An 18,819-nucleotide genomic window follows, 5' to 3' on the forward strand; every position below is an offset into this window, starting at 1 on the left:
GATGCGGCGTTTTGTCGCATTACACTATTAGCATGCTAAAAGAGTTCGCCGACGTCAAGCCCCCTGTGTTCAGCATTATTTTTTGCCACACTCATATAGCATGCGACGCGCATATCGTTAGCCGATAAACTATTTTGTCGCCAAGACCACCCTTGTCCTGAATTTTTTACTAAAATACCCCTGTGGCCTACTACTAAAGACGTAGCCACGGCTCCGCCGTTTCACCCACAGCCGTGAGGCGGCGAAACAGGAGCTAGGTGATCATTTATGTCCCACAAGGAGACAACAACGCCATGCCACAATCTCGTTCGCAAAGATTGGGCGCCATCGTGCTGCTGGTCGCTTCGCTTGTCGGTGCTGCCATCGCACTCTATGCCTATGTCACCCCGCTGACCGGGGTCAACGGCACACTTGGTGCGCTTGTCGCCATCCTGGCCAATATCGCCTTGGCCGTCATGGCGCTCATCTTGCCCGCACTGAAAGGGAACGCCGCGCGCAACGCGTGGCGCGTGCTGATCTTGTTGGGCCTTGCCGGTACTTTCTTCGCGGCACTCCTCCTGCATCAATGGTGGATCTGCGTAGCCATGGGGGTCGGTCTGATCGGGCTGATTCTCGATATGGCCCTCGCGAACCGCACCGTCCGTCCCGCCCACACATAAGGAGCCGCCCCATGCCGACATTGAGAACCACCGCGCAACGCCTCGGCACGGCCACGGCGTTGGCGCTTTTCCTGACGCCGTTGCCGCTTTTGGCACAGGATCAAAACGCCGACCAAGACGCCTCGAGCGCACCAGAGAGCGCACCGTCGTCAGCGTCATCCACACAAGCGTCGTCCGAGTCGGTCCCGCTGGTCCCCGGCACGCCGACCTGGGATAGCTTCCACGGTCAGCTCAACGCACAGAAATACAGTCCTCTCGACCAGATCAATGCCGACAACGTCGATGACTTGAAGAAGGCCTGGGAAGTGCATACCGGCGATGTGTCCGATGGCTCGGGCAAGCTTCCGCCCACCGTATGGTCCGCAACGCCGATCTTCGCCAACGACACGCTCTACATCGGCACGCCGTTCTACCGTATCCTCGCGCTGGACCCCGCCACCGGTGAGCAGAAATGGAGCTTCGATACGAACTCCAAGCTCGAGGCGCTGACGCAGCCCGCGCTCAAGAGCCGCGGCGTCGCCTACTGGGAAGCGGAAAACCCGGTGGAAGGCAAGGCCTGCCAGAAAATCGTTTACTTGGGCACCATGGACGCACAGCTCTTCGCCGTCGATGCCAATACCGGCAAGAAGTGCAGCAACTTCGCCAATAACGGCGTGCTCAACGTCAACCAATGGAACGACACCAACGACAAATGGCCCCTATCGGTATTGCAGCCACCGACCGTCGTCGGCGATCACCTGATCCTCGGCTGGGCGGGTAACGATTGGGCCTTCGAGCAAGCGCCTCCCGGCACCGTGTTCTCCATCAATGCCCGCACCGGCGAGCGCGAGTGGACTTTCCACGCGCTGCCCAAGGACATGCGTGAACGAAGCGGTACCGCCAACGTGTGGACGCATATGTCCGCCGACGAGGAAAACGGCCTCGTCTACCTGCCGGTCTCCTCGCCGTCACCCAACTATTGGGGCGGTAACCGTACCGAGAAAGCGCCGATGGCGACCTCGACAACCGCGCTTGACGTCGATACCGGCGAGGTCGTCTGGTCTCGCCAGTGGGTTCACCATGATGTCTGGGACTATGACATCAACTCCGCCCCCACGCTGATGGACATTACCGTGGATGGCGAAGAAATCCCGGCCCTGGTGCAGGCCACCAAGATGGGCTTTTTGTTCGTGGTCAATCGCCTGACCGGTGAAGACGTCTGGCCGATCGAAGAGCGCCCGGTTCCGCAGGGCGACGGCTCGGTCAAGGGCGAGAAGCTGGCCGCCACTCAGCCGTTCCCGACCAAGCCCGCGCCGCTGCTCGATCAGTCCGAAAAGCCGGAAATCTGGGGGCTCGCCGATGCCGTTGGCTTCGGTCAATGCTCAGCCCTTTGGGACAAGCTGTGGTACGAAGGCATGTACACACCGCCCACCACCAAAGGCGAAGGTACCCTGACCTATCCCGACAGCGCCGGTGGCGTGCAATGGGGCGGTGTCGCCTATGACCCGCAGAGCCAGACGGCCATCGTCAACACCTCGCACATCGTGCAGTACGTGAAACTCTATGGCCGTGAGGCCTATCAGAAGGCCGACACCGGCTCCGGCAACGAGGTCGGCTTCTCGCCACAGAAAGGCGCTCCCTACGGCATGCGCCTCAAGGTCGCACGCAACTGGCTCGGCATGCCGTGCTGGAAGCCCCCCTTCGGCGAGCTCGTCGCGCTGGACATGCATACGGGTGACGTGAAATGGCGCCGCCCCCTTGGTGCCTCACAGCAGTACGGCTTTTTCATGCCCGAAAGCTGGGGCTCGCCCACCATTGGCGGCCCGGCGGTCACCGCAGGCAACGTGATTTTCATCGGTGCCTCCATGGACGCCAAACTGCGCGCCTATTCGCTCGAGACGGGTAAAGAACTGTGGGAAGACCAGGCAGAAGCCCCTGCCGTCGCCAACCCCGCCGTCTACGAATATAAAGGTCGCGAATACGTCGTCTTCATCGCCGGCGGCAACTCGATCCTCAAGGATCAAGTCGGTGATCAGATCGTCGCCTACGCGCTACCGCAAGACGATAGCGAATAACGTCCAACGGCTAGCCGTCAATCAGCGGCAGCCAGCCGTTAAGTCGCAATGTAGAAAGCAAACGGGGTGGGCCCATGGGTCCACCCCGTTTCATTGTCCGGCGGCTTTGCAATGAGCAGGCAATGGCCGCATTCACGGCGCAGGTACGACGGCCAAGTGTTCATAGAGCACGGCAAAGCCGATGGCGATCAGAATCAGGCCGCCCAGCATCTCGGCCCACTTGCCGACGATAGTGCCGATGGCACGGCCGAGCAGCGTGCCGATGGTGACCATCAAGGTCGTCGCCAGACCGATGGCCAGAGAGGCCACGACGATATTGATATCCGTCAGTGCAAGCGTAATCCCCACGGCCATGGCATCGATGCTGGTGGCCAAGGCCGTGAACGCGATCAGCCCGATAGACTTGCCTTCATGCTCAGCGCCGGCGACTTTTATCGCCTCGGCACCGCCTTTCTTGAATCCTTCCCAGATCATGTGCCCGCCCAACATCGCCAGCATGGTGAAGGCAATCCAGTGGTCGATGCCGGAGACGAAACGCATCGCGACGTGGCCGAGCGCCCAGCCCACCAGCGGCATGATCGCCTCCACCACGCCAAACACAATGCCTATGCGCAACGCGCTGATGAAACGCACCTTGCTCAGCTCGGCGCCCCGGCCAACGGAAGCGGCGAAGGCATCGGTCGACATGGCGAATGCCAGCAAAATCAACGATGCAGGATTCATGTGATCTCCAAAATACACAACTGGCGATGCTGATAGCGCATCCCCACTCCCCAAAACCTGATTATTTTTGTCAACTTTTCACACAGCCTATACCCGACACCCCCGTATAACAATAACTATCTGAAAATAAAGCAAAAATTAACCAGGATTGATCAGTATCGTGAGGGTTAATACTCTGCGAGCATGCTTCGAATGAATAACCAGGGTTTAACAATCCCTTGCGTGTTATAAGGAAAAGCGAACACGCTGCGACGTTTCAGCGCGCTCACTGAAAAACGCTTGGCATATCATCGTCATATCGCACACGCTGAGAGACGTTTAGACGGGCAAAGGGATAGCGCCATGCAGACGTTTTCGACTCGGCAACAGGTTCTCGGCCTCATCGGCTGGCTGGTAGTCAGCTTCATCACCGCCGGTATCGGCGCCATTGCCTCGGTGGATGCCACACAGTTCTACGCCGAACTCACACAGCCCAGTTGGGCCCCTCCCGCCGGCGCCTTCGGGCCGGTGTGGACGACGCTCTTCGCGTTGATGGGCATTGCCGCCTGGCTGGTCTGGCGGGAAGGCGGCTGGCGTCGGCACCAAGGCGTACTGACGCTGTTCATCGTGCATCTCGCTATCAATGCACTGTGGAGCTGGCTGTTCTTCGTCTGGCACCTGGGGGCATTGGCCTTCGTCGAGGTCATCCTGCTGTGGGGCATGATCCTCGCCACGCTCATCGCCTTCTGGCGCGTGCGCCCGTTGGCCGGGCTGCTGCTGGTGCCCTACCTCGCCTGGGTCTCGCTGGCCACGGCGCTGACCTACACCGTCTGGCAGCTCAACCCGCAGTTGCTGTGAGGGGAAGATATAGCCGTCATTGAGGCAGGACCTTGCGTTCTGCCTCATGCGACAGTCTACTTTATCTCTTGTACGGAATCGGGCATGACCGTGCAATGACACAACGCCACGTCGCTAAATATTCAGCGACGTGGCTTTTTCATGCGCCTTTGCTACAGTGAATGTATCGCTAGGTATAGTTAGGTTAAAAAAGGTCAAGGGCGGGACTATACCAAAATGGAGAAGACAGGCCGCGATAAGGAGCAGATAACGCCCAGAGGGAAGTTGGGTGTTTCAATACCAGGGAAAAGTACTAGGCAGGTCCCTCCAACAAAAGAGGCTTCTATGAAAAAGCTAATAGCATTCCTTTTCGCTTCAATGATGATCGTTGGCGTCGCCCATGCCCACTCCGGTGGAACTGACGAAAATGGTTGTCACGCAGGTTCCAAGCCTTATCACTGTCACTAACCAGGGACCACTGCACCGAGCTGATATGCTCGGTGCATGGCTTGGACTACCTCCAGATCAAATGTCAAACGCACCCCGCTTTCGCTTCGATGAAACACCCACCGGCACCGACCATCCAAACTTTAATCGATATTTAAAAAAGCCTATGTGGTACTGGATGCGAGTGTGGCTACTGCGTCTCGGACAACGTCAAATTCATGCGCCTTTTGGGCTATCAAAACCTGTTGGGACTCTCGAAGACGCGAGGCACCGTTACAGCGTTTCTTCCAGGAGCTGGGATAATCGCTTGTGGTGCAGGGCGTCGGCGGCGGCATCGTAGGAAGGGGCGTCCTTGGCCGTGAAGCCGTGGGCTGCGCCCTTGTAGAGTTCGGTGGTGAAATGCGTGCCAGCCGCGGCGAGCGCTTCGTCCAGGCGGGCGATCTGCTCCGGAGGCAGCAGTTCGTCCTGGTCGGCGTGGCCGAAATAGACCCGCCCTTCGATAGCGCCAACGACGTTCACGAGACTGTTCGGGTCATTCGCCTCGGCCAGTCTTGCCGAATGGAAACCGGCCACAGCCGCCACACGGTCGGCGTGCTCGGCCGCCATGCGCAGCGCAAAAGCGCCCGTCATGCAATAACCGACCACGCCGATCTTGCCGTCCGCGAACTCTCCCGCGTTGTCGATACCGTTCAGCAGGGCGACGAAGTCGCGGGATTGTGTCTCGGGCGTGAGGTGCCCGGCATACTCGAGCAACGTCGGTCGCACATCCGGATCGCGGAAGGACTTGCCCTCCGGCACGATCTGTCCGCTTGCATCGCGATAGTAGACGTTGGGCATCAGCACAGCATAGCCGTCATTGGCGATGCGCTGGGCTTTCTCGTGATAGCAGGGGCGCAAGCCACCGATATCGGTAAACAGCACCACGGCCGGAAGAGGGCCGTCGGCGTGCTCTGGCGTGAAGACATATGCATCGATGGTGCCGTCGACGGCGGGAATTTCGATAGCACGGGGCATGGCTGAGCTCCGGGTTTTCAGTGGTCAATGTCATGAGACATGAATCTAACCGCAGACCACCCCGGTTGACGAGGCCATGGCGCCACCACGCTGTCGATCATCCGGCCTGCCTTCGCCCGTTCCCGCCCCATGGGAAAACTCCGCCAGGCACGCGATTCATGACGCCCCCTTTCATTGGCGGCGCGGGCCAGACCGTTGACCCGCGGCACGTGCATGAGAGGACCGCTTCAAACGAACAGCAAAGGATCGACCAGCCCTCTCGGATAGGTAAGGGTCAGGAACTCGGCCATGCCCATCAAGAAAGCCGTGACGCCAAGCGACATGACAACCGCCACCCATGGCTTGAGACGCGCGATGGCCAGCAGGAATACGAGGCTGAACAATGTCGCGGCAGTGATGAAGCCCAGCAGCAGTATGGCTCCCACCAGGGCAAAGAAGCCTGCCAGCCAAAGCCCCTGCAGTCCGATGGCTTGAGGCTGCCACTGGGGACGGCGTATCAGGCAACGAGCAATCTCCATCAGGCAGGAAATGGCGAGGATCGCGATCGCCAGTCGGGGCATGATGCCACCGAGCAAAGTCAGGTCGGACACATCGATCCAGGCAACGACAGCTATACCCAGCAAGGCAGCGAAGAGCGCCACGTCGATGACACCCAGAGTGGGGACTTCGTTGCGGGCAGTGGATGCGGCGCCGACCGAGGTGGCCTGGCGACGCTTGCTCCACAGCGAACGCAACATGGGGATGAACATAGCAGCGAGAATCAGGGTACCGATGACCAACACGCCTGGACGAAGGAGCGCACCCATGCCTTGGAATTGGACCGCCTGATAAAAATAGGACTCGGCACCCGGCGCCAGTACGAAGCCGATCAGGAAAGCCGGACGAGACCAACCCGCCTGATTGAACAACACCCCGATGACACCAACGATCCCCAGCGCGATGAGATCACCGGAGGCGCGAGTAGCCTGGAAGGCGGCGAACATGATCAGCACCGTGATCAATGGCGCCAACGTGGCGAAGGGGACCCGGGTCAGGTTGGCCACGGGGCGAGCCAGCACCAGGCAGAGCCCGGCCCCCAGGATGTTGGCCAGCGCCAGCGACCAGATGATGGTGTACGTCAGGTCGAGGTGAGTTTCGATCATGCCGACGCCGGGCTGCAACCCGAGCAACAACATTCCACCCAGAAAGACCGCGGCCGAACCTGAGCCGGGCACACCGAACAGCAGAGTCGGCACCATGGCGCCGCAGGCACAGGCATTGTTGGCGGATTCGGGCGCGATGACACCACGGATATCGCCCTTGCCGAACTCGGACTTGTCCTTGGCGCTCTGCATCGCATGACCATAAGTGAGCCAGTCGACCACCGAGCCGGCCAGGCCAGGAATCGTGCCGATCAGGCTGCCCATGGCAGCACAACGCGCGACCAGCCCACGATTCTTGCCGACATCCTGAATGCCTTGACGCCATCCTTTGCCGAGCCGGGTGGACTCGCCGGCGATGGCGCCACGCTTGACCAGCAGGTCGACAATCTCCGGGATGGCGAAAATCCCTAACCCCACCACGACCAATGGCAGTCCATCGTAGAGATAATTGAGCCCGAAGTTCATGCGGAACTCGCCGGTAGCCGGCGCCATGCCGATGGTACCCACCAGAAGACCCAGACCACAGGCAGCCAGTCCCTTGAAAAGGTCACGCCCTGAGAGCACGGCCACCATCGAAAGACCAAGCAGGGTCAGCATGAACAGCTCGGAGGACGAAAACGACAGCACCAGCGGACGAGCGATGAGGATGAAACCCGTGAGTACCACGGCACCAATCACGCCCCCGATCATCGAGCACAGGAAGGCGCTCGACAGCGCGCGTGCCGCCTGGCCGCGCTTGGCCAGCGAGAAGCCATCGATGACGGTGGCCTGGGAAGCGCTGGAGCCGGGAATACCCAACAGCACCGAGGCGAAGGTATCACCGGTGGGAATCACGGCGACCAGACCCATCAACATACCAAGGGCCACGGACGGCTCCATGCCGTAAAGAAAGGGCAACAGCAGCGACATGCCGGCGATGCCCCCGAGACCGGGAATGATGCCGACCACGAGGCCGACCAGCACGCCCAGCACCATGAAAAGCAGATGAGACAGAGTGAAGAGCTGCCCCAGACTGGAGAGAAGGATATCGAGCATGGCGTATGGCTCTTGTCTTATATTGTGTGATCAGGAGGAGCCGATGCTGCCGGCCCCATCGGGCCGGCACATCCCACTGCGCGTCAGATTTTGGCGCCGTGCTCCGACTGCAGCCAGTCGGCCAGCCAGTCGCGCGTGGCATCATCAATGGACATGGCATCATCGAGGTGGCGTTTGACAGTGTCACCGATGACCGGCGTGTAGGGACCCAACTGGGCAGCGGCCTTCTCTTTGAACGCTTGGGTATGCACGAAGTCACGAGCCGCCTGGCGATAGGTGTCGACCAGGGCTTGCGGGGTGTCCTTCGGCACCATGATCAGCTTCTGCAAGGCATAGCCGGAGGCAAAGAACTTGCGGAACGCCTCAAACGCATTGCCCGTGGGAGCCTCGCCATGGACCTGTCGATAGATCTCGTTGAAGGTGGGCAGATCCGGGAACGCCGGGTCACGAACGATCTTGCCTTCGTCGTTCAGCACCCCGAGTGAAAAGAGCGGCACCGCCTTGCCGGCCTCCACCAGCGGCTCGACGTTACTCAGGTAAGCGGAAGTCGTCTGGAAGCCGATGTCCGCTTCACCGCGCTCGAATGCCAGGCGGGCCTCACCCCGGCTGCGCATGCCGAAAACGGCCTGTACGTCGGCCCCCAACATGTCCAGCGCGATCAATACCGGCAGCTCGACGCCGGTGGGATTCTGCGCCGCCATTTGGACCGGCTTCTTCAACAGGGCATTCAACGCCTTATCGGACGTCTCCCCGAGACTGGGCTGGACATAGACCACTCCCCCTGTCGGTGTGGCCAGGATCGGCGTCCAATCACTGTAGTCATAGCGCACACGGGGATCATCGAGCATGACGGGATACTGCGTCGAGGCCGAGGTTCCCAGCCAATGACTACCATCCGCCTTGGCACGTACGGCGAACAGGTTGGCACCGTTGATCGAGCCGCCACCCGGCACATTGTCGATCATGATGGTCGGCTCTCCTGGCAAAGACTCGCTGAACCAAGGAGAGAAAAATCGCGCCCAGACGTCTGTCCCCCCGCCGACGCCAAAGGGAATGGTCCATTTGATGTTGCCCGGCACCTCGACGTCTTGCGCCTGAACGGCTGTCGTCAGTCCTAGCCCCGCAATCGCGCCCCCTAGCAGGACCGCTTTCTTGAGTCGCCCGAGCGCAAGGCAAGCAGTTGCAGTTTTGTTGGTTAGCATGGCGTTACTCCTGGTGTGTTGTAGTTGTCATGGTTGATGACGGTCATCCCAGCGGATGCCAGGATTTAACTGGCTCTCGACGTCAGCATATCCTGACCGGGAGCCGAGGGAAGTGAGTAGAAAATGGTCCCGCTCATGATCTTTCTGGCGGTACGAATGAGGGAAACGCGGGCAATGTCGACGGGATTTCCATTTCGGCGTTCGACATCCAGATCGATGAATCCAGAAGGATGTTCCAGCCTTACCTGCGACAGCTGACCATCGGCCGCCAGTTTTCCCGCCTCCACCGCGATCCGGTTGGCCACGGTGCCAGGCACACTGACAGCCGTGGCCACCGCGATGGCGCCCGTGACGGCAATGGCCTTGTGACAGCGATGAGGCACGAAATAGCGAGTGCACAACGTACTGTCGTCGTCGAACGGTGCCGACACCAGCACCGGCTTGGGCAAGACACTCTGGCTGACATCCCCCAGCCCCATGCGCAGCCCCGCCTCGCGACGAACCGATTCCAGCCGCTCGAGCATGGCAGGATGAGCGTCCAGTGCAGCGGGAGACTCCCGGCCACTGAGCCCCAGCTCAGCCGCATTGACCATCATGATGGGCGTGGCGGCATCCAGACAGGTAACCTCGATGTCATCTATCCTGTCGACGGCGTTCCCGGTCGGCAGCAGTGCGCCCGTCTTTGTACCGGTGATGTCCAAGAAGCTGAGCTGGATACCGGCGGCACGCCCGGGGACGCCGCTGATCGTCGTATCGCCCTCGTAAGCGACCTGACGCCCTGGTGTCGGCACATGACACTCGATCAACCGCTGGGTGTTGAGATTGCGCACCCGAACGGTCGTCATCCCCTCCTGTAGCGCGACCAGACCCGTTTCGAGGGCGTACGGACCGACGGCCGAGAGCATGTTGCCGCAGTTCGGGTTGAAGTCGACACGCCGATTGAGCACATCGACCTGCGCGAACAGGTAATCGACATCCGCCTCGGGGTGCGCTGAACGCTCCACAATGGCGACCTTGCTGGTCAGCGGGTCGCCGCCTCCAATGCCATCGACCTGCAGAGCATGGCCCGATCCCATCAGGCTGATCAGGATCTCGGCTTGCGCTGCCTGGTTATCCGGAAGGTCCCTCATGCGCAGGAAAGGGCCTCTGGAGGTGCCACCGCGCATGATCATGCAGGGAATGCTGTTCATCATCGTCATGCCATATCGCGTTTAAAAGGTGTGATATGAGCATGTCAGGGCATTTTTAATGCCTCAAATGCAAATGAAAACACCGATCAATTCGAAATACACATTAATGTGCTATGGTTATTAATACACTTCATCCCATGCAAGAAAAACGACATGCTACATCGCCTGGAATTTCTGGATTTACAAGCCTTTATCCTGGTCGCAGAGTTAGGCTCCTTCCACGAAGCCGCGCAACGCCTCCATCTCTCTCAGCCGGCGCTGTCTCGACGCATTCAGAAGCTCGAGGAACTCCTGGAAATCGAGTTGCTGGAACGCACGACCCGACGAACGCGGCTGACCCCCATCGGCACGGACTTCCTGCCCCGGGCAAGACGCATGATCGAGGAATACGAATCATCGATCCTGGGCATTCGTGAGCTGGCCACGCATCAGAAGGGCACGGTCACCATTGCCTGCATCCCCACCGCGGCGTTCTATTTCCTGCCCAGTGTGATTCGTGGATTCAGCGAAGCCTGGCCGGGCATCCGCATTCGAATACTCGACGTGAGTGCCAAGGAAGGGCTGGAGAAGGTGATCAGCGGCGAAGCCGACTTCGGTATCAACATGTTCAGCGCCCAGAGTCCGGAAGTCTCCTTCACTCCACTGCTGAAAGATCCTTTCGTCCTGGCGCTACGTTCGGACCATCCTCTTGTCGATAAGCCAAGGATCGAATGGTCGGATCTTGAACAGGTCAGATTGATCACGGTGAGCCGGGACAGTGGCAATCGGATCCTGCTGGACAACACCCTCTCGGCGGAAGGCATTCGGCTGAACAGCTTCTACGAAGTCCAGCATCTTTCCACTTCGCTGGGTCTGGTCGAGTCAGGACTGGGAGTGGCTATCTTGCCTCGCATGACCATGCCGGGCGCGGACCATGACATGCTTTGCGCTCGTGAGCTTCCCCACCCTCGCATTCAACGCACGATCGGTCTGGTAAGAAGCAACTCACACAACATTTCCAGCACGGCCCAGCTGTTTATCGACATGCTGCTCGAGCGTTGGGGCAACTCCAACTGCACCTGAAATATCTCGAAATGCAGACGACTGATAGCCCTCTTCTATCCGACGGATACCGGCGATTCGTGTAGAGGCTCGATCCTGTCCAGCGTGCCCTCGCCCTAGGCTCATTCTCCCGACCGCACGGCCGAGGCATGGCGCCTTTATTCCCTCTCACTCATCGTAATCGATGACGAAGGCGGACCAGGCTTGGCTCGCTTCGTCGGCTCCTTGAAAAGGTTCGTAGACGTGCCCGAACCACAGCACGCCGAATGCTGATACCCACCAAAGCGGTGGCAAAGGCCCGTTTTTCACAGTAGGTTACAATAACGACTCGACGCGATACGTAGCAGCAATGGCTACAGGGGATCGTCATCAAGCCCCGGGCTCCGCTGGAGCCAGCTGCGGAAGGGAAGAACTCGGCGATGCTCCAAACTTAAGAACCATGAGGAAATATCGCAATCGCAGCCTGGCAGTCGGCGTTCGAGGATAATCGAGAAGCGGCAAACCGCTGGTCAAATAGTGAGGCCATGGAGCTTTGTCATCATTAAAAACGCAGCATCATGTGCATTGGTTTACCGGCCAGTTCGGCGAACATAGCCGGGAATCGATGTATCGCAAGTCCATCAAGACGAGAGTGCGGTTTGAATCCTGCCTTTCATTGGTCTTGGTGTCCTTGATCTTTGGGATGTTTGCTATTACTGACTACCACCTTCTCGGTTTGAGCAGGGAATATTATCTACTGGTCACCATGCGCATCGTGGTGGTGAGCCTCTGTCTTTTCCTGGCGTTCATTATCGGACGCTGGGGCTGCTATTCCCGTAAAGCCTGGCTGCACGCTCTACCGCTCTGGATACTTGCGACAGGCATCATTTTAATCGTTCCCTTGCGCCCCGAAAGCCTCTTCACTCAGGTAACAGCCGTGGTGGTAGCCACCATGGCGTTCTACCTCCTGATCCCCAATCTACTGATAGTGGCGATGTTCGCGAGCCTCTATTTGAGCATGGGCTTTCTAGTTTCTGCGGTGCTGTTCGCGGAGATTGCACCGGTGGTGACACTTCGCATAGCGCTGCTATTGATCATGACGAATGTCGTGGGCTTCTGTGCCTTGCTGCGCCTGGAGATCCTGCAGCGCAAGCAATTTGCGCTGCTTCAAGAAGAGCGTGATCAAAATCGCCTTCTGCTCAAGGAAATAGCGCATCGAAAATCATTGGAAGCACAGTTGCGCATGGTCGCCGAGCGAGATGCCCTGACGGGACTCGATAGTCGCAGCCACTTCATGAAGCGGGCCAAGGCGCTATTACAGCGCTCGCGATTGGAAAAAGTGCCGTTCAGTCTTTTCATGATCGATGTGGATCATTTCAAGAGCATCAACGATACCTGGGGGCACACTCATGGAGATTGGGTTCTGACCAAGATCGCGGAGGTTTGTGCGCAATCTCTCCGCCCCACTGATGTAATAGGGCGTTTCGGAGGTGAAGAGTTCGTGGTAGCCCTGCCAGACACCAGTCCCAAGGACGCTCAAATCGTGGCGGAACGCTTGAAGAAGGAGGTCGCCACGCTTCCGTTAAAGGAAGGAATGAGCGGGCTGTGCCTGAGCGTCACCATCGGTATCGCTTTAGCGCACCCTGAAGAGGGCGACCTCGAGTCCTTGATCACGCGAGCGGATCAGACGCTATACGTTGGCAAGCGCAATGGCAGGAACCGGGTAGAGATGAGTCGCGATTCATGCTGATAGGTAGCGGTCATCAAGAGGTTGAAGGCCTGCTCTAGGCTGACATCCCTCTCCATCCCGCTCTCACGGCCGGGGCATGGCACCTGTATTCCTTCTCACTCATCGTAATCGATGGCGAAGGCGGACCAGGCTTGGCGCGTGGGCATGACTTCCAGTCGATTGAAGTTGATATGCGAGGGAAGCGTGGCGATGTAGAACATCTGCTCGGCGATGTCTTCCGCGGTGAGTGCAGTGGTCCCGCTGTACAGCGCGTTGGAGGCGGCTTGGTCGCCGCCGGTACGCACGAGGGTGAATTCGGTCTCGGCGATGCCAGGGGAGAGGTCGGTCACGCGCACGCCGGTGCCGAGCAGATCGCAGCGCAGGTTGTAACTGAACTGTTGGACGAAGGCCTTGGAAGCGCCATAGACGTGGCTGCCAGGGTACGGCCATTGGCCGGCGATGGAGCCGACATTGACGATGGTGGCGCCCTCGCCGACGTCGATCAGCGTGGGCAGCAACGCATGGGTGACGTTGACCAGCCCCGTGACGTTGGTGTCGATCATGGTGTGCCAGTCGCCCCGGTCGGTGTGTTGGGCAGACTGCGGCGCCAACGCGAGGCCGGCGTTGTTGAGCAGCGTGCGCACCCGCGTGAAGCCTTCCGGCAGCGCGGCCACGGCGGCATCCACGGCATCGCTGTCGCGCACGTCGAGGACGACGATATGCACCGGCACCTGGTCTTGCAGCGCTTCCTTCAAGGCTTCCAAGCGTTCGAGACGCCGCCCGGTGAGCACCAGCGACCAACCGGCGGCGGCGAAACGATGCGCAGCGGCGCGGCCGAAACCGGACGTCGCACCGGTGATAAAGACACAATCCGTCATGAGGGGTTCCTCCAGTTGTGGAAATGAGCGGTGTTAGGGATCAGGCAAGCGCCTCGCGGAGCAATACCCACAGCGAGAGCGCGATCAACAGCGGCGCGACGCTGGATTTGAGCGAGCGCGGGGGCGCGCGTTCGAAGCACCACTGGCCGAGGGCGTTACCCAGCAGCGCTGGCAACAATAGCCATGCCGCCCAATGCCAGGTGCTGGCGTGCAAGGCACCCGCCAGGCCCAGCCCGAGCAGGGAGGCGCTACTGCTGGCGACGAAGAAAACGATAGCCGTGGCACGCATCGCGAGCGGTGGCATGCGGCGATAGAGCAGATACAGCATCAACGGCGGCCCACCCGAGGAGGCCAGCGTCATGCACAGGCCGGAGAGCCCACCCGCGCTAAGCACCACGCCACGCACTGGCGCAGCGCGACCAGGCGCGGCGACATTCCGCTGGCAGAGCAGGGCCACGGCACCGCTCAGCGCCAACAGCGCGACGACGATACGCATCGGCGCGGCCGGCACGCTCGCCAGTAGCCACACCCCGAGCCCGGTCGCCAGTGCCATCCCCAGCAACAATGAACGCAGACATGACCAATCGGCATGACGCAGGGCACGTCGCCACAGCCCCAGGCTCGTGACGAGATCCAGCAGCAATGCCAACGGCACAGCCTCGATCGGCGGCATGAACAACATCAAACCCAACGCCAGCAGCATGGCAAACCCGAAACCGCAATAGCCGCGCACGCCCCCCGCCAATAGCGCGAGGCTCATCGCAGCGGCAAGCGTGGGCAGCGTCGGGGACACGGTCGCTCCTGGGATCGGGAATGAGGCACTGGCACAGCAGCCTAGCCAGCCTGTAAAGGCCACGGTAGGGCCAGTTACGGTGTCTCGGTGGGACATCCCGGCGTCACGGCGGAGGCATCGGTACGCTGCCACTCGCCACACACAAGCGTGGGACGGTACGAACCTGGGAGGGGGCTCTTAGATCGAGTCAAGGAGGTAAGCGGTATCGCGACACGGCGCACTTCGTTTTGAAGGGCCGTGTCGCGTTTCCCGGCGAGCGAGACGCTAACCGGGAAAGGGCAAGTTACGCGATGTCGAAGCGATCGGCGTTCATCACTTTCGTCCAGGCAGTGACGAAGTCGTTGACGAATTTCTCATCATTGTCATCCTGAGCATAGACCTCCGCGTACGATCGCAGCAGCGAGTTGGAACCGAAAACCAAATCAACGCGCGTCGCGGTCCATTTGACGGTATCCGTCTGCCGGTCACGGATCGTGTAGAGGCTGTTACCCGCGGGCTTCCAGGTGTTGCCCATGTCGGTCAGATTAACGAAATAATCGTTGGTCAACTGCCCTTCACGGTCGGTGAATACACCGTGCTGGGTACCGCCATGGTTGGTGCCCAGGACCCGCATACCGCCGATCAGCACGGTCATTTCGGGCCCGGTCAGCCCCATCAACTGTGCGCGATCGAGCAGCATTTCCTCCGGCTTCACCACGTAGTCTTTCTTCTGCCAATTACGAAAGCCATCGGCCAACGGCTCCAGCGGCTCAAAGGAGTCGGCGTCCGTCATCTCGTCGGTGGCATCACCACGACCTTTCAAGAACGGCACGCGCACGTCATAACCCGCCGCCTTGGCCGCTTGTTCGATACCCACACTACCCGCCAAGACGATCACATCGGCGATGCTGGCACCGGTATCGGCAGAGATCTTTTCATAAATCGCCAACACCTTGGCCAAGCGCTCGGGTTCATTGCCGATCCAGTCTTTCTGGGGCGCTAGCCGAATACGAGCGCCGTTGGCACCGCCGCGCATATCGGAACCGCGATACGTACGAGCGCTGTCCCATGCCGTGCTGACCATCTCACCGATACTCAGGCCGCTTTCTGCGATCTGCTGCTTGACGACTTCTTCGACGTAGTCGGTGTTACCCGCCGGAATGGGGTCCTGCCAGATCAAGTCTTCTGCAGGGACCTCGGGGCCGATATAGCGCGACTTCGGACCCAGGTCACGGTGGGTCAGCTTGAACCATGCCTTGGCGAAGGTTTGCTTGAAGTATTCCGGATCGGCCATGAATTTTTCGCACAGCGCCCGATAGGTCGGGTCCATCTTCATCGCCATGTCCGCATCGGTCATGATGGGGTTATGACGGATAGAGGGGTCGCTGGCATCAACCGGCTTGTCTTCTTCGCGGATGTCGACCGGTTCCCACTGGTTAGCGCCAGCGGGGCTCTTTCTAAGCTCCCACTCGTAGCCGAAGAGCAGATCGAAGTAGCCCATGTCGAACTGAGTGGGGTTCGTGGTCCAGGCGCCTTCGATGCCCGAGGTGATGGCGTTGCTCGCCTTGCCCCCCATGTTCGGGTTGCTCCAGCCAAACCCCTGATTCTCGACATCGGACGCTTCGGGTTCGGCGTCTAGCGCAGCTGCATCACCATTGCCGTGACACTTGCCCACGGTATGCCCACCCGCTGTCAGCGCGGCTGTTTCTTCGTCGTTCATGGCCATGCGGGCGAAGGTTTCACGTACCTGCTGAGCGGTCTTGAGCGGATCGGGCTGACCGTTGACGCCTTCGGGGTTGACGTAGATAAGCCCCATTTGCACCGCGGCCAAGGGGTTTTCCATGGTTTCCGGCGTATCGACGTCTTCGTAGCGCTCGTCGGAAGGCGCCAACCACTCTTTCTCATCGCCCCAGTAAATGTCCTTCTCTGGCTCCCAGATATCTTTACGCCCGAAAGAAAACCCATAGGACGGCAGTCCCATGGATTCGTAGGCGACCGTACCGGCCAGAATCATCAGATCGGCCCAGCTGATTTTGTTGCCGTATTTTTTCTTGACCGGCCACAGCAGACGACGCGCCTTATCGAGGCTCGCATTATCCGGCCAAGAGTTGAGAGGGGCGAAGCGCTGGCTACCGGTACCGCCACCGCCACGACCATCGGCAAGACGGTAGGTACCCGCAGAGTGCCACGCCATGCGGATCATCAGGCCGCCATAGTGGCCCCAGTCAGCCGGCCACCACGCCTGACTATCGGTCATCAACGCGTGAACGTCTTGCTTGAGCGCGTCGAAATCGAGCTTTCTGACTTCCTCACGGTAATCGAAGTCAGGACCCATTGGGTTCGTCTTGAGGTCGTGCTGGTGCAAGATATCCAGATTGATACCTTCCGGCCACCAGTCTTTATTGGAGGTACCCGTCGAGGTATGACCACCGTGCATTACCGGACATTTTCCGCTCATATTGCTTTCCCCTTTTGCTCCTGGCCTTGGCGATACTCAAGGACCCTATGGTCAGCACCTTGGTTAGCGTACTCACCTTGGCGTGACAGCCATGCGTTATTGACGTAGCACTTTTTTAAAGCATCGCTTTGATAGTAAAAATTTGTATTTTGCTAATAATTCAATAGAAATAAATTATCGCACAATAGCGGGAGCGTGATGCGGCATACCGCTGTCACGACGTCGATACCTTTCTGGCTCTATCTGGGCATGGAGAAAGCTGCCTAGGCTAAGGGCCTACTAGATACGACATACCGTTCGTTGCCGACCGCACAGGACCTTGCTCATGACCACGACCAACGACTTCGTTCACCAGCTCGACCGCCAGTACGTCTTTCATTCCTGGTCCCTGCAGGGGCAGCTCGATCCGCTGGTGATCGCCGGCGCCGAGGGGTGCCGCATGTGGGATTACACGGGCAAGGAATACCTGGATTTCAGCAGCCAGCTGGTGAACACCAATATCGGCCACCAGCATCCCAAGGTCATCGCCGCCATCAAGGAGCAGGCCGAAACGCTAGCCACGGTGGCCCCGGCGCATGCCAATCTGGCACGCGGCGAGGCCGCCAAGCGTATTGTGGAGCGTGCTCCGCAAGGCTTCTCCAAGGTGTTCTTCACCAACGCCGGAGCGGATGCCAACGAGAACGCCATCCGCATGGCGCGGAGTTTCACTGGACGCGACAAGGTTCTTTCGGCGTATCGCTCCTATCACGGCAACACCGGATCGGCCATCGTCGCCACGGGCGATCCGCGTCGCGTGCCCAACGAGTTCGCGCGGGGCCATGCGCACTTCTTCAATCCCTATCTGTATCGCAGCGACTTCTGGGCCAGCGACGAGCAAGAGGAATCCCAGCGCGCCTTGCAGCACCTGCGTCGGGTCATCGAATGCGAAGGCCCCGGCGCCATCGCCGCCATTCTGCTCGAGCCGATCCCCGGCACGGCGGGCGTACTGACGCCCCCGGCAGACTACTTGAAGGGCGTGCGGGTGTTGGCCGACGAGTTCGGCATCCTGTTGATCTTCGATGAAGTGATGGCCGGTTTCGGACGTACCGGGCGCTGGTTCGCCTTCGAACACTTCGATGTCACGCCGGATCTGATCGTCTTTGCCAAGGGGGTCAATTCCGGTTATGTCCCCGCCGGCGGCGTCGTGGTCTCGGACGCCATCAGCCGTCATTTCGACGAGCACATGTTCTTCGGCGGCCTGACCTATTCCGGGCATCCGCTGGCGATGGCTTCTATCGTTGCCACGCTGGATGCCATGCGCGACGAAGGGGTCGTGGAAAACGCCGCCCGCATCGGCGAAGGCGTGCTCGGCCAGGGGCTCGAGCGCCTGGCGCGCGAGCATGCCATCGTCGGCGAAACACGCGGACGGGGAGTCTTTCATGCCCTGGAACTGGTCAGCGACCGCGAGAGCCGCACGCCGCTATCAGCGAGTGCGATGCGCGAGATCAAGCACGCCCTGCTCGCCGAAGGCATGCTGCCGTTCGTGGCCGAAAACCGCATTCATGTGGTGCCGCCGTGCATCGTCAGTGAGGCGGAAACCCAGCAGGGGCTGGCGATTCTGGATAACGTCCTGGGCGAGATGTCGGCCAAGCACGCCGCGTGATCGCCTGGGGTCGCGGGCGGCATCACCGCCGCACCCGC

14 protein-coding genes are annotated in these 18,819 nt (G+C 59.8%); 6 read left to right on the top strand and 8 right to left on the bottom strand.

The window, feature by feature from the left end; genetic code table 11:
- Window positions 1-293: 293 nt before the first annotated feature.
- Both C8E00_RS10395 and C8E00_RS10400 read left to right on the top strand, forming a co-directional pair.
- A complete protein-coding gene (locus tag C8E00_RS10395) occupies window positions 294-659 on the top strand; it encodes a hypothetical protein (RefSeq protein ID WP_133697436.1) in 366 nt (121 codons plus the stop codon).
- 11 nt (window positions 660-670) lie between these two features.
- Window positions 671-2,713, top strand: a complete 2,043-nt coding sequence (locus C8E00_RS10400) for a pyrroloquinoline quinone-dependent dehydrogenase (RefSeq protein ID WP_133697437.1) — start codon at window positions 671-673, stop codon at window positions 2,711-2,713.
- Between the two features lie 132 nt (window positions 2,714-2,845).
- Here the strand turns inward: C8E00_RS10400 and C8E00_RS10405 are convergent, their stop codons facing one another.
- Window positions 2,846-3,436 carry a manganese efflux pump MntP gene (locus C8E00_RS10405; RefSeq protein WP_133697438.1) on the bottom strand — a complete coding sequence of 197 codons (591 nt, stop codon included), beginning with the start codon at window positions 3,434-3,436 and terminating at the stop codon, window positions 2,846-2,848.
- 342 nt (window positions 3,437-3,778) lie between these two features.
- On the opposite strand from C8E00_RS10405, the gene C8E00_RS10410 reads away from it, so the two are divergent.
- Window positions 3,779-4,273 carry a TspO/MBR family protein gene (locus tag C8E00_RS10410; RefSeq protein WP_133697439.1) on the top strand — a complete coding sequence of 165 codons (495 nt, stop codon included), beginning with the start codon at window positions 3,779-3,781 and terminating at the stop codon, window positions 4,271-4,273.
- Between the two features lie 699 nt (window positions 4,274-4,972).
- Here the strand turns inward: C8E00_RS10410 and C8E00_RS10420 are convergent.
- The 4 genes from C8E00_RS10420 to C8E00_RS10435 all read right to left on the bottom strand — a co-directional run bounded on the left by C8E00_RS10420 (window position 4,973) and on the right by C8E00_RS10435 (window position 10,291).
- Window positions 4,973-5,713: a dienelactone hydrolase family protein gene (locus C8E00_RS10420; RefSeq protein ID WP_133697441.1), complete on the bottom strand. Its 741-nt coding sequence runs from the start codon at window positions 5,711-5,713 to the stop codon at window positions 4,973-4,975.
- A gap of 227 nt (window positions 5,714-5,940) precedes the next feature.
- Window positions 5,941-7,890: a tripartite tricarboxylate transporter permease gene (locus C8E00_RS10425; RefSeq protein WP_133697442.1), complete on the bottom strand. Its 1,950-nt coding sequence runs from the start codon at window positions 7,888-7,890 to the stop codon at window positions 5,941-5,943.
- An 83-nt stretch (window positions 7,891-7,973) separates the two neighbouring features.
- Window positions 7,974-9,092, bottom strand: a complete 1,119-nt coding sequence (locus tag C8E00_RS10430; RefSeq protein WP_133697443.1) for a Bug family tripartite tricarboxylate transporter substrate binding protein — start codon at window positions 9,090-9,092, stop codon at window positions 7,974-7,976.
- A 65-nt stretch (window positions 9,093-9,157) separates the two neighbouring features.
- Window positions 9,158-10,291: a 4-oxalomesaconate tautomerase gene (locus C8E00_RS10435; protein WP_208291912.1), complete on the bottom strand. Its 1,134-nt coding sequence runs from the start codon at window positions 10,289-10,291 to the stop codon at window positions 9,158-9,160.
- A 144-nt stretch (window positions 10,292-10,435) separates the two neighbouring features.
- On the opposite strand from C8E00_RS10435, the gene C8E00_RS10440 reads away from it, so the two are divergent.
- Complete coding sequence (locus C8E00_RS10440; protein WP_133697444.1) at window positions 10,436-11,344, top strand: LysR family transcriptional regulator; 909 nt, start codon at window positions 10,436-10,438, stop codon at window positions 11,342-11,344.
- A gap of 538 nt (window positions 11,345-11,882) precedes the next feature.
- On the top strand, window positions 11,883-13,052 hold the full coding sequence (locus C8E00_RS10445; protein WP_243833163.1) for a GGDEF domain-containing protein: 1,170 nt from the start codon (window positions 11,883-11,885) through the stop codon (window positions 13,050-13,052).
- A 95-nt stretch (window positions 13,053-13,147) separates the two neighbouring features.
- On the opposite strand, the gene C8E00_RS10450 is transcribed toward C8E00_RS10445, so the two are convergent.
- The 3 genes from C8E00_RS10450 to katG form a co-directional block, all read right to left on the bottom strand.
- The gene (locus C8E00_RS10450; RefSeq protein WP_133697446.1) at window positions 13,148-13,909 is read right to left on the bottom strand and encodes an SDR family NAD(P)-dependent oxidoreductase; all 762 of its coding nucleotides are present in this window, start codon (window positions 13,907-13,909) and stop codon (window positions 13,148-13,150) included.
- A 40-nt stretch (window positions 13,910-13,949) separates the two neighbouring features.
- Window positions 13,950-14,702, bottom strand: coding sequence for a sulfite exporter TauE/SafE family protein (locus C8E00_RS10455; protein ID WP_208291913.1), 753 nt, complete (start codon window positions 14,700-14,702; stop codon window positions 13,950-13,952).
- A 283-nt stretch (window positions 14,703-14,985) separates the two neighbouring features.
- Window positions 14,986-17,139 (bottom strand): catalase/peroxidase HPI, encoded by a 2,154-nt coding sequence (gene katG, locus C8E00_RS10460; RefSeq protein WP_133697447.1) that lies wholly within the window; start codon window positions 17,137-17,139, stop codon window positions 14,986-14,988.
- 325 nt (window positions 17,140-17,464) lie between these two features.
- Between katG and C8E00_RS10465 the strand changes: the two genes are divergently transcribed.
- Window positions 17,465-18,781, top strand: a complete 1,317-nt coding sequence (locus C8E00_RS10465) for an aspartate aminotransferase family protein (RefSeq protein ID WP_133697448.1) — start codon at window positions 17,465-17,467, stop codon at window positions 18,779-18,781.
- The last annotated feature ends 38 nt before the right edge of the window (window positions 18,782-18,819 follow it).

Origin of the sequence: Chromohalobacter marismortui, from assembly GCF_004364315.1 — a bacterium.
In the GTDB taxonomy this organism is placed as follows: Bacteria; Pseudomonadota; Gammaproteobacteria; order Pseudomonadales; family Halomonadaceae; genus Chromohalobacter; species Chromohalobacter marismortui.

Excerpts from the sequence above, each read along its gene's own strand:
- C8E00_RS10395 (WP_133697436.1), top strand. The coding sequence starts at position 294 with ATGCCACAATCTCGTTCGCAAAGATTGGGCGCCATCGTGCTGCTGGTC.
- C8E00_RS10400 (WP_133697437.1), top strand. The coding sequence starts at position 671 with ATGCCGACATTGAGAACCACCGCGCAACGCCTCGGCACGGCCACGGCG.
- C8E00_RS10405 (WP_133697438.1), bottom strand. The coding sequence starts at position 3,436 with ATGAATCCTGCATCGTTGATTTTGCTGGCATTCGCCATGTCGACCGAT.
- C8E00_RS10410 (WP_133697439.1), top strand. The coding sequence starts at position 3,779 with ATGCAGACGTTTTCGACTCGGCAACAGGTTCTCGGCCTCATCGGCTGG.
- C8E00_RS10420 (WP_133697441.1), bottom strand. The coding sequence starts at position 5,713 with ATGCCCCGTGCTATCGAAATTCCCGCCGTCGACGGCACCATCGATGCA.
- C8E00_RS10425 (WP_133697442.1), bottom strand. The coding sequence starts at position 7,890 with ATGCTCGATATCCTTCTCTCCAGTCTGGGGCAGCTCTTCACTCTGTCT.
- C8E00_RS10430 (WP_133697443.1), bottom strand. The coding sequence starts at position 9,092 with ATGCTAACCAACAAAACTGCAACTGCTTGCCTTGCGCTCGGGCGACTC.
- C8E00_RS10435 (WP_208291912.1), bottom strand. The coding sequence starts at position 10,291 with ATGACGATGATGAACAGCATTCCCTGCATGATCATGCGCGGTGGCACC.
- C8E00_RS10440 (WP_133697444.1), top strand. The coding sequence starts at position 10,436 with ATGCTACATCGCCTGGAATTTCTGGATTTACAAGCCTTTATCCTGGTC.
- C8E00_RS10450 (WP_133697446.1), bottom strand. The coding sequence starts at position 13,909 with ATGACGGATTGTGTCTTTATCACCGGTGCGACGTCCGGTTTCGGCCGC.
- katG (WP_133697447.1), bottom strand. The coding sequence starts at position 17,139 with ATGAGCGGAAAATGTCCGGTAATGCACGGTGGTCATACCTCGACGGGT.
- C8E00_RS10465 (WP_133697448.1), top strand. The coding sequence starts at position 17,465 with ATGACCACGACCAACGACTTCGTTCACCAGCTCGACCGCCAGTACGTC.